General features: G+C 60.6%; 14 protein-coding genes and 1 tRNA gene. 5 read left to right on the forward strand and 10 right to left on the reverse strand.

Annotated elements, in window-relative coordinates; all coding sequences use genetic code 11:
* Nucleotides 1-26 precede the first annotated feature (26 nt).
* Both GGD53_RS00100 and GGD53_RS00105 read left to right on the forward strand, forming a co-directional pair.
* Complete coding sequence (locus tag GGD53_RS00100; protein ID WP_184452528.1) at nucleotides 27-830, forward strand: endonuclease/exonuclease/phosphatase family protein; 804 nt, start codon at nucleotides 27-29, stop codon at nucleotides 828-830.
* 158 nt (nucleotides 831-988) lie between these two features.
* Entirely contained in the window at nucleotides 989-2,758 is a 1,770-nt protein-coding gene (locus GGD53_RS00105; RefSeq protein WP_184452530.1) for a B12-binding domain-containing radical SAM protein, read from the forward strand.
* Nucleotides 2,759-2,895: 137 nt separating this feature from the next.
* Here the strand turns inward: GGD53_RS00105 and GGD53_RS00110 are convergent, their stop codons facing one another.
* From GGD53_RS00110 to GGD53_RS00130, 5 genes are all read right to left on the reverse strand, one after another.
* Nucleotides 2,896-3,318: a nuclear transport factor 2 family protein gene (locus GGD53_RS00110; protein WP_184452532.1), complete on the reverse strand. Its 423-nt coding sequence runs from the start codon at nucleotides 3,316-3,318 to the stop codon at nucleotides 2,896-2,898.
* Between the two features lie 225 nt (nucleotides 3,319-3,543).
* Complete coding sequence (tig, locus tag GGD53_RS00115; protein WP_184452534.1) at nucleotides 3,544-5,028, reverse strand: trigger factor; 1,485 nt, start codon at nucleotides 5,026-5,028, stop codon at nucleotides 3,544-3,546.
* Between the two features lie 180 nt (nucleotides 5,029-5,208).
* A tRNA-Leu gene (locus tag GGD53_RS00120) sits at nucleotides 5,209-5,293 on the reverse strand.
* A gap of 152 nt (nucleotides 5,294-5,445) precedes the next feature.
* Nucleotides 5,446-6,036, reverse strand: coding sequence for a GDYXXLXY domain-containing protein (locus GGD53_RS00125; RefSeq protein ID WP_184452536.1), 591 nt, complete (start codon nucleotides 6,034-6,036; stop codon nucleotides 5,446-5,448).
* Nucleotides 6,033-7,127: a DUF2157 domain-containing protein gene (locus tag GGD53_RS00130; RefSeq protein ID WP_184452538.1), complete on the reverse strand. Its 1,095-nt coding sequence runs from the start codon at nucleotides 7,125-7,127 to the stop codon at nucleotides 6,033-6,035. The genes GGD53_RS00125 and GGD53_RS00130 overlap by 4 nt, the downstream gene beginning before the upstream one ends.
* Before the next feature lie 879 nt (nucleotides 7,128-8,006).
* On the opposite strand from GGD53_RS00130, the gene GGD53_RS00135 reads away from it, so the two are divergent.
* The 3 genes from GGD53_RS00135 to trmFO all read left to right on the forward strand — a co-directional run bounded on the left by GGD53_RS00135 (nucleotide 8,007) and on the right by trmFO (nucleotide 10,135).
* Nucleotides 8,007-8,153 (forward strand): DUF1127 domain-containing protein, encoded by a 147-nt coding sequence (locus GGD53_RS00135; RefSeq protein ID WP_004678838.1) that lies wholly within the window; start codon nucleotides 8,007-8,009, stop codon nucleotides 8,151-8,153.
* A gap of 299 nt (nucleotides 8,154-8,452) precedes the next feature.
* On the forward strand, nucleotides 8,453-8,596 hold the full coding sequence (locus GGD53_RS00140) for a DUF1127 domain-containing protein (protein WP_085777942.1): 144 nt from the start codon (nucleotides 8,453-8,455) through the stop codon (nucleotides 8,594-8,596).
* Between the two features lie 105 nt (nucleotides 8,597-8,701).
* Nucleotides 8,702-10,135, forward strand: a complete 1,434-nt coding sequence (gene trmFO, locus GGD53_RS00145; protein WP_184452540.1) for a methylenetetrahydrofolate--tRNA-(uracil(54)-C(5))-methyltransferase (FADH(2)-oxidizing) TrmFO — start codon at nucleotides 8,702-8,704, stop codon at nucleotides 10,133-10,135.
* A gap of 9 nt (nucleotides 10,136-10,144) precedes the next feature.
* On the opposite strand, the gene GGD53_RS00150 is transcribed toward trmFO, so the two are convergent.
* The 5 genes from GGD53_RS00150 to yajC form a co-directional block, all read right to left on the reverse strand.
* Nucleotides 10,145-10,612 (reverse strand): hypothetical protein, encoded by a 468-nt coding sequence (locus GGD53_RS00150; RefSeq protein ID WP_184452542.1) that lies wholly within the window; start codon nucleotides 10,610-10,612, stop codon nucleotides 10,145-10,147.
* 70 nt (nucleotides 10,613-10,682) lie between these two features.
* Nucleotides 10,683-11,540, reverse strand: coding sequence for a phytoene/squalene synthase family protein (locus GGD53_RS00155; protein WP_184452544.1), 858 nt, complete (start codon nucleotides 11,538-11,540; stop codon nucleotides 10,683-10,685).
* 2 nt (nucleotides 11,541-11,542) lie between these two features.
* Complete coding sequence (locus GGD53_RS00160) at nucleotides 11,543-11,929, reverse strand: Mth938-like domain-containing protein (protein ID WP_184452546.1); 387 nt, start codon at nucleotides 11,927-11,929, stop codon at nucleotides 11,543-11,545.
* 4 nt (nucleotides 11,930-11,933) lie between these two features.
* Nucleotides 11,934-14,474: a protein translocase subunit SecDF gene (gene secDF, locus GGD53_RS00165; RefSeq protein WP_184452548.1), complete on the reverse strand. Its 2,541-nt coding sequence runs from the start codon at nucleotides 14,472-14,474 to the stop codon at nucleotides 11,934-11,936.
* A gap of 45 nt (nucleotides 14,475-14,519) precedes the next feature.
* The gene (yajC, locus tag GGD53_RS00170) at nucleotides 14,520-14,867 is read right to left on the reverse strand and encodes a preprotein translocase subunit YajC (protein WP_064696006.1); all 348 of its coding nucleotides are present in this window, start codon (nucleotides 14,865-14,867) and stop codon (nucleotides 14,520-14,522) included.
* Nucleotides 14,868-15,047: the final 180 nt, after the last annotated feature.

The following is a 15,047-nucleotide window of genomic DNA, read 5'->3' on the forward strand; positions in this document are numbered from 1 at the left end:
CCGCCAGCTAAGATGGAGCCGAGAGCTTGCGCATCATTTCGCTGAATGCATGGGGCGGCCGACTGCACGAGGCCCTGATCGCCTATGTCAAGCAGGCCGACCCTGATGTGCTGTGCCTGCAGGAGGTGCTGCGGGCGCCGAATGCGGATAGCGGATGGTCGATATACCGGGATGCGGGGCTGGAACTGCCGCAACGTGTCAATCTGTTTCAGGAAATCAGCGCCGCCCTGCCCGGCCACGACGCCTTCTTCTGCCCGACATCGAGAGGTGAGCTTTTCGATGGCGACGCCGCCACTGTCGCGGAATTCGGGTTGGCGACCTTCGTCCGAAAATCGCATTCCGTCATCGCCCAGGCGCTGGACTTCGTGCATGGCAGTTTTTCCGCCGATGGCTGGGGTGACCATCCCAGACCGCGCAACGCCCATTGCATCCGCCTCTTCAACCATGCGCACGGCCGCACCGTGACGATCGCCCATATGCATGGTCTGCGCGATTCGGCCGGCAAGGGCGATACGGCGCAGCGCGAACAGCAGGTGCTGGCATTGGCCGGCCTCATCGGGCGGATCTGGCCCGGCGACGAAGGGCTCGTGGTCTGCGGTGACTTCAATGTGCTGCCCGGCAGCGCGACCTTTCGGGTCCTTGCCCGGTTGGGTCTTTCCGATCTCGTCACCGGAAACGGCCTTGTCGACACGCGAACCTCCCACTATCTGAAGCAGGGCCGCTTCGCGGATTACATGCTGATTACGCCTGACGTGGAGGTTGCCAAGTTCGAGGTGGTCGAGGAGCCCGAGGTCTCCGACCACCGCGCATTGCTGCTCGATATCGCGTAGTATATTGAGGGATGCGCTGTGCGAAACTTCTGCGCGCAGTTTCATGTTTTTACGCCTTGGTTTGAACCCTGATCAATCGCATTGATACGCCGTGCCTGATTTGTGCCTTCAACGCCATTTGCCTCCGGGCAGACGTTTCTAAAGAAAGATAGATACTCTTGCCCCATGCTTCGGACGCCGTGCGCAGACGTTTTCAGCTCATCCTGATCAAGCCGTCGCATTATGACGATGACGGCTACGTCATCCGCTGGTGGCGGGCGATGATCCCTTCCAATTCGCTCGCGGCCCTATACGGCATCGCTGCCGAATGCGCCGAGCGCAAGGTGCTCGGGCCGGATACCGCGATCGACATTACCGTGATCGATGAAACCAATACGCGAATCGATTTTGCCGGGCTGCTCGCCCAGTTCAGGCGCCACGGCAATTTCGGCATGGTCGCGCTGGTCGGCGTCCAGTCCAACCAATATCCGCGCGCCCTCGATATTGCCCGCCCCTTCCGCAATGCCGGCCTGCCGGTCTCGATGGGCGGCTTCCATGTGTCCGGCTGCCTGTCGATGCTCGACGGCAAGGCGGTCGGGCTCGATGCCTGCCGCGAGATGGGCATCTCGATGTTTGCCGGCGAGGCCGAGGGGCGGCTGGACATGGTGCTGCGGGATGCCGCCACCGGCGAGCTGAAGCCGCTTTATAATTTCATGAACGACCTTCCCGGCATCGGCGGCACGCCGGTTCCTTTCCTGCCGAAGGACAACATCCAGCGAACGCTCGGCCTCAGCACCAGCTTCGATGCCGGACGCGGCTGTCCCTACCAGTGCTCCTTCTGCACCATCATCAACGTGCAAGGGCGCAAATCGCGCTTCCGCTCGGCCGACGACGTCGAAAAGCTGGTGCGAATGAACTGGGCGCAGGGCATCCACAAGTTCTTCATTACCGACGATAATTTCGCCCGCAACAAGGACTGGGAGGCGATCTTCGACCGCTTGATCGAGCTCAAGGAGCGGGACGGCATTCCGCTCGGCCTGATGATCCAGGTCGACACGCTCTGTCACAAGATCCCCAATTTCATCGAAAAGTCTAAGCGCGCCGGCGTCACCCGCGTCTTCATCGGTCTGGAAAACGTCAATCCGGATAATCTGACCGCCGCCAAGAAGAACCAGAACAAGATCACCGAATATCGCAAGATGCTGCTCGCTTGGAAGGCGCAAGGTATCATGACGCTTGCCGGCTATATTCTGGGCTTCCCTGCCGATACGCCGGAATCGATCCGCCGCGACATCGCGATCATCCAGGAAGAGCTGCCGCTCGACGTGATCGAATTCTTCATCCTGACGCCGCTGCCTGGTTCCGAGGACCATCAGGTTCTCTGGAAGAAGGGTGTCGAGATGAACGACGATCTCAACATCTACGATGTCGAGCATGTCTGTACCGCCCATCCCAAGATGAGCAAGCAGGAGTGGGAAGACATCTACCATGAGGCCTGGTCGCTCTATTATTCGCCTCATCATATGAAGACGCTGCTGCGCCGCGCCGTGGCGACCGGGGTGCCGCTGGCAAGGCTCGTCAAGGTTCTCGTCTCGTTCGCAACCACGGTGCCGCTGGAAAACGTGCATCCGCTGCAGAGCGGCCTCTTTCGCCTGAAGACGCCGTCGGAGCGGCGTCCGGAACTCCCGCGCGAACATCCGCTGCTCTTCTGGCCGCGCTTTGCGTGGGAAACCGTCCGCAAACATGCTTCACTCGCCGGCACGATCATCGGCCTGACGATCTCGGCGTTCCTGATCTCGAGGGATGCGAAATCGAAGAGCTATATGGATCAGGCGCTGACGCCGGTCGCCGATGATGAGGAAGAGACGCTCAGCCTGTTCACCAAAACATCCGGCGGAACCGCAGCCGTCAGTCATGTCAGGAAAGTCGCGCAACTGACGGGGCATTGAGCGGCGATTCTTGCAATAGCGGCCGACGCCCTATCGGCCGGAGATGATTGATACCATCAAAGTCGAAGCTCGGAGGCTTTTGACATTCGTTCCGCTGGAACCCAGCCAAACCGCTCACACGATTGCGGCGTCACGCTCTATGCGATTTGGATCATCCGGCTCGTCTCGGCCACTTGCAGGGTGTCGACGAATTCGACGATCTTGACCGGTTTGCCATCATGGAAATGGATCTTGTCGACGAATTCCGTAGAGAAGGTTACGCCCGATGGGATGTGTCTTACCTCGCCTTCACGATGGGCAAAGACCATCTGCTCATCCTCGTCCACATAGATGCCGGTCGTCCTAACCTTAGATAGATCCCATGCCGCGATAAGCTGCGTTATCGTTTGGCGAAAGTCATGCCCGCTCGATTCGGTCGTCAAAGGCGCCAGTCGTGCATTGCCGACCATGCGAAAGGTGCAATCCTCGCCGAACAGCGCAAGCGTACCCTCGATATCACCACGGTCTCGCACAGAATATATTTCCTGCACCAGCGTCTTCATGTCGTTCTTCGCGGTCATTTTCAGGTCCTCCACTACCCAAAGCTCTTGGTTTTTATGATGTCGTGATCCCGGGCGACATGCGCCAGCAAAATCCGCGCGGATGACAGTGCTCAACTATGTGTTGTTGCTGGCGAAGATAACACCATGATGAAGACGGCGTCGAGTACCCCGTCCGGATGACCCGAAAACAGAAAAGCCCCGCACGATGGCGGGGCCTTTGCAAACTTCAGAACTGAAAAGCGATTATTCGGCGCTTTCGTCAGCCGCCTTCTTCTTCGGAGCGGCCTTCTTCTTCGGAGCAGCTTCATCGCCTTCGCCGGCATCAGCAGCTTCAGCCTTGGCGGCGGCCTTCTTCTTCGGAGCGGCCTTCTTAGTCTCAGCCTTGGCTTCGCCTTCTTCCTCGGCGAGCAGTTCTTCCTTCGTCACCTTCTTGTCGGTGACGTCGATTTCGGTCAGCAGGTGATCGATGACCTTCTCTTCGAAGATCGGGGCGCGGATCGAAGCGGCGGCACCCGGCTGGCTGCGGAAGAATTCGAGGATCTGCTTTTCCTGACCCGGATACTGGCGCAGCTGATCGTAGATCGCGCGCTGCATCTCGTCTTCGGTGACTTCGACGCCGGCCTTTTCGCCGATTTCGGAGAGAACGAGACCAAGGCGGACGCGACGCTCTGCAAGCGTCTTGTATTCCTCACGCGCCTTCTCTTCGGTCGTGTCTTCGTCCTCGAACGTCTTGCCTGACTGAGCGAGGTCGTTGTTCACCTGGCTCCAGATGCCGTTGTACTCGGCATCGACGAGCGAAGCCGGGGTCTCGAACTTGTACATCTCGTCAAGCTGGTCGAGGATCTGACGCTTCAGCTTCTGACGGGTCAGCGAGCCGTACTGCGATTCGATCTGGCCACGGACGATTTCCTTCAGGCGATCGGCGGATTCGATGCCGAGCTTGGAGGCGAGTTCGTCGTTGATTTCGACAGCGCCGGGGGCTGCGACATCCTTGACCGTGATGTCGAAGGTCGCTTCCTTGCCGGCGAGGTTCTTGGCCGGATAGTCGGCCGGGAAGGTCACGGTGATGGTCTTCTCTTCGCCAGCCTTGACGCCGACGAGTTGGTCTTCGAAGCCGGGGATGAAGCGGCCGGAGCCGATCACCAGTTCGGCGCCCTGGTCGGTGCCGCCTTCGAAGGCTTCGCCATCGACCTTGCCGACATAATCCATGGTGATGCGGTCGCCGTTGGCGGCCTTGCCGGTCTTGCTTTCGTAGGAGCGGGCGCTTTCGGCGACCTTCAAGACCTGTTCGTTGACTTCGTCATCGGAGATGTCGATGACTTCGCGCGTGACCTTGATGCCCTTGACGGACTTCAGTTCGATCGGCGGCAGAACTTCGTAGGAGAGCGTGAATTCGAAATCCTGCTGGGCGGTGAGGATCTTGTCGGCCTCGTCCTTGTCTTCGGTCATGGCGATTTCCGGCTGGGTGGCCGACTTTTCGCCGCGGCTGGACAGGATGGCGGCGGGCTGTTCGCGGACGATCTCGTTGACGAGATCGGCCATGATCGACTTGCCGTAAACCTTCTTCAGGTGAGCAGCGGGGACCTTGCCCGGACGGAAGCCGTTGATGCGGACCTTGTCCTTCACATCGGCAAGACGCTCATTCATCTTGTCTTCCATGTCCTTGGCCGGGATAACGACCTTGATTTCGCGCTTCAGCCCTTCAGCGAGCGTTTCGATAACCTGCATGTCTTCCTACCTTCATGTCGTGGCGGCCGTGCCCAGACGCCGTTCGTTTCTATGAGCACGACGCCGGCAGCGTGCCGCGCGTGGCTTTTCCCAATTCCTGCATCATTCCGCCCAAGGGGGAACGGCACTCGCTTCCGGGTATCAGGGGACTAAATTCTTAGTCTCCCCCTGCAAACAGCCTGGTGCGGGTAGAGAGACTTGAACTCCCACGCCTTGCGGCACCAGAACCTAAATCTGGCGTGTCTACCAATTTCACCATACCCGCGTTCACAGAACCGCATGCCTATGCCTGCGCATGAGGCCTTCCGAAGCGCGGCGTCTCTATATCACCCGATTTGGTCGAGGCAAAGGAAAAATGAACGTCCAATGACAGGCTATTCAAGGCCCAAACCCGCCCTGCCCCGAAGGCCTGAAGGATCAGTAAAGCGGTTCGTCGTAAACCGGCTTGCCGTCGACGAGCAGGCTGCGAATCTGCGCGCTTCCATCCGGCGAGACCCTCACCGCTATGGCGACGTTGCCATCGTTGCGGGCCTCCTCGATCGGTTTGCCCTGACCTTCCGGAACGTAGTAGCGCTCGATGCCGTATTCGACCCGGATGCTGTCGCCCGCGGCCAGCCCGCCGCTATAAAAAGGCTTGCTGCGCAGGATCACCGTCTCCGGCTGCGGCGGCAACGCCTGGAAGGACGATTCGCTCACCGTCCAGAAACCGTCCGCCTGCTTCTTCAACCGGACCCATAGCGTGCGTTCGCCGGGTTCGGCGGGAATGCCGCCGAAGACCGTCTGCACCGGGACGGTGGAAATGTCGTAATTCAAGACGACATAATCACCGCGCAGGAAATCGCGTGGATCGACCGGGGTCGTCTTCAGCAGGACTTCAGCGCCGTTGCTGAGGATCGACGCACGGCTCTGGATGATCGTGCCGAGGATTAAGGTCTGCAAGCCGGCGACGATGATCGCCGAAATGAGATAACCCCTGCCGGACTGCAACCTTGCTATCAACGAGCTCATGCGCGCGCCTCCCGTGAAAAGCGCCGTTCGAGACGAATGACGATCCAGGCGACAAGCGCCACCACGAGACCGGAGAACAGGAAGAGGCTCGACGTGCCGAGGATCGAACCGACGGTGACGGAGGCGAGATAGAGCATCTCGGCGGCAAAGGTCGTATAGGCGAGATAACGCACCGCGCCGTTGTCCCTGCCATGCAGCGCAATCGCCAGCACGGCAGCGGCGAGCGTCGCCACCCCGAGCACCACCAGCCGCCAGCCTTGCTCGATCTCGATATGCAGCAGCAGCAGGCCGATGACGGCGATGAAGAAGCTGTAGAAAGCCGGCGCTGCGCCGGCACTCCTGACGAGGGAAGCGATACGGGGGTACGGCAACGCCGTCAGCGCGAACACCGCCATGCCGCCGATTGCGAAGGCGAGCGCCACCGCGATCCCCTCATAAAGCGTGTAGAGCCACGCGAGCCAGCCGATCAGCAGCAGATAGGCGAGATGCCGGGCCCGCTCGGCACCGGTGTAACGCACCAGCGCGATTGTGATCACCGCCATGATCGGCGCCATCCAGGGATCAAGTCCGATCCAGTGCGTGTCGTTGTTCTCGAGGTAGACGGCGAAGGACGCCCAGGAGAGAAAGCCCGCGACAACGACCACCGCGCCCGAGCGGAACAGGATCGCCGAGATCGTCGCAATCGCGAACCAGAGATACATCACCGTCTGCTCGTCGCCGGAGAGATGATACATCTGCCCGACCAGCGAGATCGCGCCACCGAAGCTCATCGCGCCGATGACCAGCAGCCCGCTTGCTGCCGCTGTCGCACCCCGGGCAAACATGGAGGCGGCGGCAATGTGCACAGCCCAGATCAGCGCGAGAATGGCGCCGACCCGGACGAGCCGCGGAATGGCCTCCCAGTTGGACGCGACGACCAGCAGGACGGCAGCCGCAAGCAGCACCGCCGCCAGCGCCATCAGCACCCGGCCCAGGCTGAAACTTGCCGGACGGCTGTCATATTCGGTGAGAAGCTTGGCCGCCGTTTCCTGTCCAATCAGACCCTTGCCCACCCAGAGCGAGAGATCCCGCTCCAATCTGCCGCGATACATGCCTCCACCCCTCATTTCCGTGACGCTCGCTCCGGCGCTACGGCTTCCATTGTTATAGCCGCAGCGAGCGGCTTCGCAAACGCCCGTCCCGGCGACAAACATCCAAATTCCTCATTGGTCTAATTTGGGTCAGATGTTAACCGGCCGCTAACGTCGCAACTGCTAATATGAGCATATGAAGGAGAGGTATGCGGTTTACGCATACTCCTCATGTATTTATTGCACTGCAAAATATCAATTAGTCATACTATTTATCGCTCTAAGGACGGGGATGGCGCCCCGGCCCGGTTTTCCGGAAGCCCACGGATGCTTTGTTCGTGACGAGATTCGCAGCCGCGCACTCCTCCTCCCAAGCGCGCTGCGATAGACTGGCAACACTCCTCCTCCCAGTTGCCAGTCAATATAATGCGCCCGCCGGATCCTCCCCCGGCGGGCGTTTTGTTTTGACAACAACACGGCATGTAATTCAACCACTTATCGGCATCGCGCCGCAGCGTTGCCGGCAAAGCAGGCGCCCGACGTCTTCGTCGTATGAAGCTGTGGCACCGCATCGCGACCCCATGGTTTTGCTGCCGGCGTTGAGATGAACGAATAGCCTGGCGCTTCAGCGAAACGCCGTCGGGCCGATCAATCCAAGGGCAGCTTTGTTTCATCGCAGCGAGTGAGCGGGAGAAAAGGCGGAATTCTCCAGGGATTATTTTGCCTATTCGTTGACCAGACTGCGGTAAGATTGTGTAAAGCATTGCACAGCTCGCATGGGTGATTTGAAAACTTGGCTGTTTTCGTTCTTCGCGCCGCAACATATATTCCGGTCATCAAATAGAGGTCAGCGCCGATCGTTGGCTGCTGGCAGATCAAACCCTCGGAAAGGGGCTCAACATGAACATCACTCGCTCTTTTAACAACTGGCGCAAGTATCGTCAGACCGTCACGGAACTCGGTCGCATGACCAACCGCGAATTGCATGACCTCGGCATCGACCGTTCGGACATCCATCGCGTCGCTCGCGAAGCTTCTTCTCGCTAATTCAAGCCGATCACTGCTTCCTCCCAAGCAGATCGCCGATGATTGAAACGCCCGCTGCACCGCAGCGGGCGTTTTCTTTTGCAAGCAACCTACTGCCGCTCCGGTTGCGACCTTCCCCGTTCTTTCGCCCGCTTAAAAAATATTCACCGCTCAAATTGCGAGCATCATCGTGCACAATTGCATGGCAGACGCCTTTTATTTGCACTGCACAATGCGACCAATATCGCCTATATAAACATCAACCGCAGAGAGACAGGCGATCCCGCCGTCCCGCGGATATTTGTTCGAGGAAGAAGACAATGAACCCGATCCGCATCGCAAAAAGCTGGCTCAGCTATCGTCGTACAATCAACGAACTCGGCAGCCTGTCGAACCAGACCCTGTCCGATATCGGCGTCAGCCGCTACGACATCCGCAACATCGCATCCCGCTCTTTCCGCTAGTCGCGGACCTGGTAACGGGCACGATGCTTCAAGACGGCGCCATCAGGGCGCCGTTTTTGATTCCGGGGTGTTGGATCGCACCTGCCGACATGATATCAGCCCGGAATGAACACTATCTCCTCCTACTCCCCTATCCACGTCGTCGGCGGCGGGCTCGCCGGTTCGGAAGCCGCGTGGCAGATCGCCAGTGCGGGCGTTCCCGTCATTCTGCATGAGATGCGCGGCGTGCGCGGCACGGATGCGCACAAGACCGACGATCTTGCCGAACTCGTCTGCTCCAATTCCTTCCGTTCCGACGATGCGACCAGCAATGCCGTCGGTGTCATCCATGCGGAAATGCGCATGGCTGGCTCGCTGATCATGGCCGCTGCCGACCGCCACCAGGTACCGGCCGGCGGGGCGCTCGCCGTTGATCGCGACGGCTTTTCGGATGCCGTGACCCGCGCCATCCACGACCACCCGCTCATCACTGTCGTGCGTGAAGAGATCACCGGCCTGCCGCCGAGCGACTGGGATCTTGCCATCGTCGCCACCGGACCACTGACGGCGCCGTCGCTCGCAGCCGCCATCCAGGCGGAGACAGGCGAGGATTCGCTTGCTTTCTTCGACGCTATCGCGCCGATCGTCTACCGAGAGAGCATCGACATGGATATCTGCTGGTATCAGTCGCGCTACGACAAGGTCGGCCCCGGCGGCACGGGCAAGGATTATATCAACTGCCCGATGGACGAAGCGCAATACAACGCCTTCGTCGACGCGTTGATCGCAGGCGACACGGTCGGTTTCAAGGAATGGGAAGGCACCCCCTATTTCGACGGCTGCCTGCCGATCGAGGTCATGGCCGAACGCGGCCGCGAGACGCTGCGCCACGGGCCGATGAAGCCGATGGGTTTGACGAACGCGCATAACCCGACCGTCAAGGCCTATGCCGTTGTGCAGCTGCGGCAGGACAATGCGCTCGGTACCCTCTACAACATGGTCGGCTTTCAGACGAAGCTGAAATACGGCGCGCAGGCGGAAATCTTCCGGATGATTCCGGGTCTTCAAAATGCGGAATTTGCCCGGCTCGGCGGCCTGCACCGCAATACCTACATCAACTCCCCCACCTTGCTCGACCCATCGCTGACGCTGAAATCACGGCCGGGCTTGCGCTTCGCCGGCCAGATCACCGGCTGCGAGGGTTATGTGGAAAGCGCCAGCGTCGGGCTGATGGCCGGGCGTTTCGCCGCTGCCGAACGCAAGGGCGAGGCGATCTCGCTGCCGCCGGCGACGACGGCACTCGGTTCGCTGCTCGGTCATATCACCGGCGGGCACATTGTGACGGAGGAGGAGCCGGGCAAGCGATCGTTCCAGCCGATGAACATCAATTTCGGGCTGTTTCCGGAGCTCGAGCCCGGCTCGATCGTCAAGCCCGAGGGCGTCAAGCGCTTTCGCGGCAAGGACAAAACGATCATGAAACGGCAGTTGATCGCGCGTCGCGCGCTTGCAGACTGCGCCGCCTGGCTCGGTCAGACACCGACCTTTGCCGAAAGTGCCTAAGCAGCTGTTCTACTGCTTGTTGGCGGCGGAAATACTGTCGGACGGCAGATCCTTATCCGGCTCGGCGATGTAATTGCCGAGCAGCCAGAGCGCCACTTCGGAAGCCTCCTTCGGCGAAGCAAACTCGAATCTGCCGTTGTGGTTGGGCGCATCCGGAAATTCGATCATCAATCCCCTGCCCGTCTCCGTGCTTACGGCACGCACACGGCCGGGCTCGATCAGATGACAGGAGAAATGGCGTGCCATGTTGCGCATGAGGCCGGCCTTGTTGTCGTGCAGGCGCACGAAGATCGCCTGACCGTTTTCGGTGGCCTGCAGCTGGCGGATCGCCTCGTTGGGAAAGGCGCGGCCGAACTCGATGATGGCCAGGCCCGTGTCGTGCAGACTGTCTTCCTTGTTTTGCGCGGCCATGCGTGTGGCCACGAAAGCAAAGAAGATGACGATGGCGAAAAGGACGCACCAGACGATAATGCCCACGCCGAGTCTCCGTTCAAAGCATAGTGGTGAGGTCTTGTAGCGCGCGAGACTTGCGCGAATTTGACCGATATCAGATTTTCCGGCGGGCCGCAGCCAGCGCCATTCTGAGTTGGCGGCGCCATTGCGGCGACTGCAGCGGCCGGTCGAACAGGAGAGCGCCCAGCCTCTGCGCCTTCAGCAGCGCCGGTTCGGCCAAGGTTGCGGGCAGGAAGGCAGGGAACACGGCTGGCGCAATCGACCCTGCCGCTCTCGCCTTTGCCAGATGCTCAAGGCCGAGGCCGGCGAAGGCCTCAATGGCGGCGGAGACGCGCGGCCGGTCTTCGCCGGCGAGGAAGGCGTCGCGATCGAGGCCGGTGGCGGAAAGGATCTGCAGTGGAATATAGAGCTGGCCGCGGCGGCGATGCAGCGGCATCAGCAGCAACAGCCCGGCAATCGCCTGTGCGACGCCGGCATGGCCGGCGGCATTCGCCGATCGCGGGGCCTCCTCCGGCGAAAGCACGAGGCTTGCGAGCTGGATCAGCGCGGAGGCCGTTTCGCCGGCATAACCTTCGAGCGAGACCCGCGTCTCCATCGGATCGTCATAGAGGTCGAAAGTGCGGGCATCGATCATGTCGACCAGCGTCTTGCGCGGCAAGCGATGGGTTTCGATCGCGGTCAGAAGTGCGGCGGCGACGGGATTGGCCGCCGTCGAGCCATGCGCGCTGCCCTGCAGCAGGTCGCGCCAGTATTGCATGCGCACTTCGCCCGGCAGCGGCTCGTGCACCAGATCGCGGATGCGGGCAAGCTCCGCATTGAACTCGTAAAGGGCCGCTAGCGCGCCGCGCTTCTCCTGCGGTGACAGGAGACAGGCGAGATAACGGTCGCGATCATTGTCGCGCAGCATCGCCAGGCAGATGTCCTGGTTCGTCGCTATTTTCGTATCAGCCATCGTCAGACCGCAATCAATGCCGCCGCGACGGCGCGCTGCTCCGACAGCATGATGTTGAAGGTGCGCACCGCCGCACCCGTGCTCATCGGATCGGAAGAAATGCCGCGCGCCTTCAGCGCCTGTTTCAATTCGTCGGGCAGACGGCGAAGCTCGGTTCCGGTCCCGACGAGCAGAACCTCGATATCATCAGCCTCATCAAGCACACGGCGGAAGTTTTCCGGCGACAGCGGCTTCGACATGTCCATGTCCCAGCCGTAAATGCCGGAGGGCAGGCAAAGGATCGAGCCGCGATGCGACATGTCGGCAAAACGGAAACCGCCATTGCCGTAAGTGTCGATCGGGGCCCGGCCGGGAAAATGCGCCGCGCGGATTTCTATGCCTTTTGCCATGTTTTCAAACCACCGTGCCGGATTTCACACCAGCATCCGTCTTGTTGCTCTCTTCTCCATCGGGAGCCTCCGGCCGCAGCCGGAAGACGATCAACACGGGAGCAGCGATATAGATCGAAGAGAAAGTGCCGAGAGCGACTCCGAAGAGCATCGTAAAGGAGAAGGAGCGGATGACGTCACCGCCGAACAGATAGAGCGCCAGCAAGGCGAGCAACGTCGTCGCCGCCGTCAGGACAGTGCGCGACAATGTCTGGTTGATCGAGGCATCGATCAGGATCGGCAACGGCATCTTCCTGTATCGTTCAAGATTCTCGCGCATCCTGTCATAGACGACGACCGTGTCGTTCAGGGAGTAACCGACGATGGTCAGCACGGCGGCGATGCTCGTCAGGTTGAACTCGATGCCGGTCAGCACGAAGAGACCGAGCATGATGATGACGTCGTGCAGCGTGGCAATGATGGCGCCGACGGCGAACTGCCATTCGAAGCGGAACCAGATGTAGATCAGGATCGCCGCGAGTGCGGCTGCGACACCGAGCGTCGCCATCATCGTCAATTCGCCCGAAATGGCGGGGCCGACGACCTCGACGCGGCGGAAATCGTAATCGGCCTCGAGTTCGCCGCGCACCAGCGTCGCCGCCGATTGCTCGGCATTCTCGCCGCCGCCCTGGGACGCGATGCGGATTCGTGCATTCGACGGCCCGCCCGTACGCTCGACGCTCACCTCGCCAAGATTGAGATCGTCGAGGCGCGATTTGAGGTCAGCGATGTCGGCATTGCCCTGTTTCGCCGTCACCTCGATGAGCGAGCCGCCGGTGAAATCGATGCCGAGCTGCAGGCCAACGGTAGCAAAGGCTGCCATGGCGGCCAGCGAGATCACTGCCGACGCCGTGAAGACATAACGGCGGATCCCCATGAAACGCACATTGGCGTGCTCGAAAAGATGCGCGAGAACGCTCTTCGGCAGATGCCTGGGATGGCGCGCTTTCAGCCAGGCGGCGACGATCGAGCGCGTCAGCGTGAAAGCCGTGATGACGGTCGTCAGAATGCCGAACGCCAGCGTCACCGCGAAACCGCGAATGGACTCGCTGCCGAGAAACAGGAGAATGATGGCGGCAATGAAGATCGTGACATTCGCGTCGACGATCGTTGCGAAGGCGCGCGAGAAGCCGCGGCCGACGGCCTGCTCAAAGGAGGAACTGGCTCTTTCCTCTTCGCGGATACGCTCATAGATCAGCACGTTGGAATCGACCGCCATGCCGACGATAAGCACGATGCCGGCAATGCCGGGCAAAGTCAGCGTGGCGCCGGCGAGGCTAAGAGCGGCGACGATGAAGATCAGGTTGAAGAAGAGCGAGACGACCGCGATGGCGCCGAGAATACGGTAGAGCGCGATCATCAGCGCTGCGACCAGCACGACGGCGACGAGACCGGCAATCAGGCCGGAGAAAATGGAGCCGGCGCCGAAGCTCGGGCTGACACTGCGCTCCTCGACGCTCGTCAGCGTCGCCGGCAGAGCGCCGGCGCGCAGCATCACCGCAAGGTCGCGAACGCCGTCCTCGGAGAAATTCGCCGAAATCCGGCCCTCGCCGCCGGTGATCGCCGCATCGATGACCGGTGCAGACATCACCTGATCATCAAAGACGATGGCAAGGTGCTTGCCGATATTTTGCGCTGTCGCCTGCGCCAGCCGCTGCGTGCCCTCCGCATCGAGGCGATAGTCAATCGAGGTATCCTGCGTCTGCGGATCGACGACAGGCTCGATATCGACCATGTTGCTGCCGGTGACGAATTCCGTGCGGTCGACGAGATAAGGAACAGGCGGATCGTCGAGCGAATAGAGCACCTGCGAACTGGCCGGCCAGCGGCCGTTCAGCGCCTCCTGCCCCGACATGCTTTCGTCGAGCAGATGAAAGGAAAGCTTTGCCGGCTGGTTCAGAATATTCTTCAGCCGCTCCGCGTCGACGGATCCCAGCACCTGCACGACGACCCGGTCTTCGCCATCGGGGCGAACCTGAAAGTCTTTATAACCGAAACCGGCGATGCGGCGGCCAACGATATCGAGCGACCGGTTGCGGGCCGAGGCAACGTCGGCGGTGATGCCGGGATCGGATATCTGCAGCGAGAGCTGCCCTTCCTCGCCCTGCCGCAGCGCTAGGCCAGGGCCTGAATGTTCGTTCCCGGTCGTCAGAGGCTTCAGGAGATCGACCGCCTTTTTCGCCTCATCCGGATCGGTAATCCGGACAGCGACAGTCTGGCCGTTGCCGGTCAGCCCGGTATAGCGGATGCCGGCACCTCGCAGCGCCTTGCGCACATTCGCGACCGTCTCTTCCAAGCGGTCTTTGACGATATCGGAACGCTCGACCTTAAGAACGATATGCGAACCGCCCTGCAGGTCGAGACCGAGTGTCGCGCGGCCGTTTTGCCACCATCCCGGCAGAGAAGAGCGCTGCGCCTCGCTCAGGAGATTGGGCGCAGCAACGACGACGGCCGCAAATGCAACCAGCCAAATCAGAAGTGTTTTCAAGCGGGAAAAATGCAACATTCTCTCGACGATCTTCCGATCCGGCGGTTCCGCCGTTATCGCTTGTTACGCCGCGTCGGCCTTGACAGGCTCACCCTTCACGCGAACGTCCGAAATGCCGCTGCGGACGATGCGCACGCGAACACCTTCGGCAATCTCGACTTCGACTTCCTTATCGTCGACCACCTTCGTCACCTTGCCGACAAGACCGCCGCCGGTCACGATCTGGTCGCCACGGCGGATCGCCTTGAGGGTTTCCTCACGTTTCTTGGCCTGCGCGCGCTGCGGCCGGATCAGCAGGAAATACCAGACGACCATCAGCGGCACGAACAGGATGATCATTTCGAAACCGGAACCGCCGAATCCTGTTGCGGTATCGGTCGCAGTCTGGGCGAATGCCGGGGTGATGAACATGCTAAACTCCTCAGGCTTCTATGGCGGAACTCCGCCTGCTTTTCAGGTTGCCGGACTATAGTTGCCGCTTGGATGAATGCAACAGAAACAGCCGGGAACAGTACCGATTCCGCTGCCTCATAACCTTTCCGTCGGCAAAACGCCATGGTAGGCGGCATCGAAAGATCAAAGCGGCTTGCC

It is taken from the genome of Rhizobium aethiopicum, from assembly GCF_014197535.1.
GTDB lineage: Bacteria > Pseudomonadota > Alphaproteobacteria > Rhizobiales > Rhizobiaceae > Rhizobium > Rhizobium aethiopicum_A.

What these genes read in the sequence shown, in the direction of transcription:
- GGD53_RS00110 (WP_184452532.1), bottom strand. Translation starts at nt 3,318, where the DNA reads ATGACCGCGAAGAACGACATGAAGACGCTGGTGCAGGAAATATATTCT.
- tig (WP_184452534.1), bottom strand. Translation starts at nt 5,028, where the DNA reads ATGCAGGTTATCGAAACGCTCGCTGAAGGGCTGAAGCGCGAAATCAAG.
- GGD53_RS00125 (WP_184452536.1), bottom strand. Translation starts at nt 6,036, where the DNA reads ATGAGCTCGTTGATAGCAAGGTTGCAGTCCGGCAGGGGTTATCTCATT.
- GGD53_RS00130 (WP_184452538.1), bottom strand. Translation starts at nt 7,127, where the DNA reads ATGTATCGCGGCAGATTGGAGCGGGATCTCTCGCTCTGGGTGGGCAAG.
- GGD53_RS00135 (WP_004678838.1), top strand. Translation starts at nt 8,007, where the DNA reads ATGAACATCACTCGCTCTTTTAACAACTGGCGCAAGTATCGTCAGACC.
- GGD53_RS00140 (WP_085777942.1), top strand. Translation starts at nt 8,453, where the DNA reads ATGAACCCGATCCGCATCGCAAAAAGCTGGCTCAGCTATCGTCGTACA.
- trmFO (WP_184452540.1), top strand. Translation starts at nt 8,702, where the DNA reads ATGAACACTATCTCCTCCTACTCCCCTATCCACGTCGTCGGCGGCGGG.
- GGD53_RS00155 (WP_184452544.1), bottom strand. Translation starts at nt 11,540, where the DNA reads ATGGCTGATACGAAAATAGCGACGAACCAGGACATCTGCCTGGCGATG.
- GGD53_RS00160 (WP_184452546.1), bottom strand. Translation starts at nt 11,929, where the DNA reads ATGGCAAAAGGCATAGAAATCCGCGCGGCGCATTTTCCCGGCCGGGCC.
- secDF (WP_184452548.1), bottom strand. Translation starts at nt 14,474, where the DNA reads ATGTTGCATTTTTCCCGCTTGAAAACACTTCTGATTTGGCTGGTTGCA.
- yajC (WP_064696006.1), bottom strand. Translation starts at nt 14,867, where the DNA reads ATGTTCATCACCCCGGCATTCGCCCAGACTGCGACCGATACCGCAACA.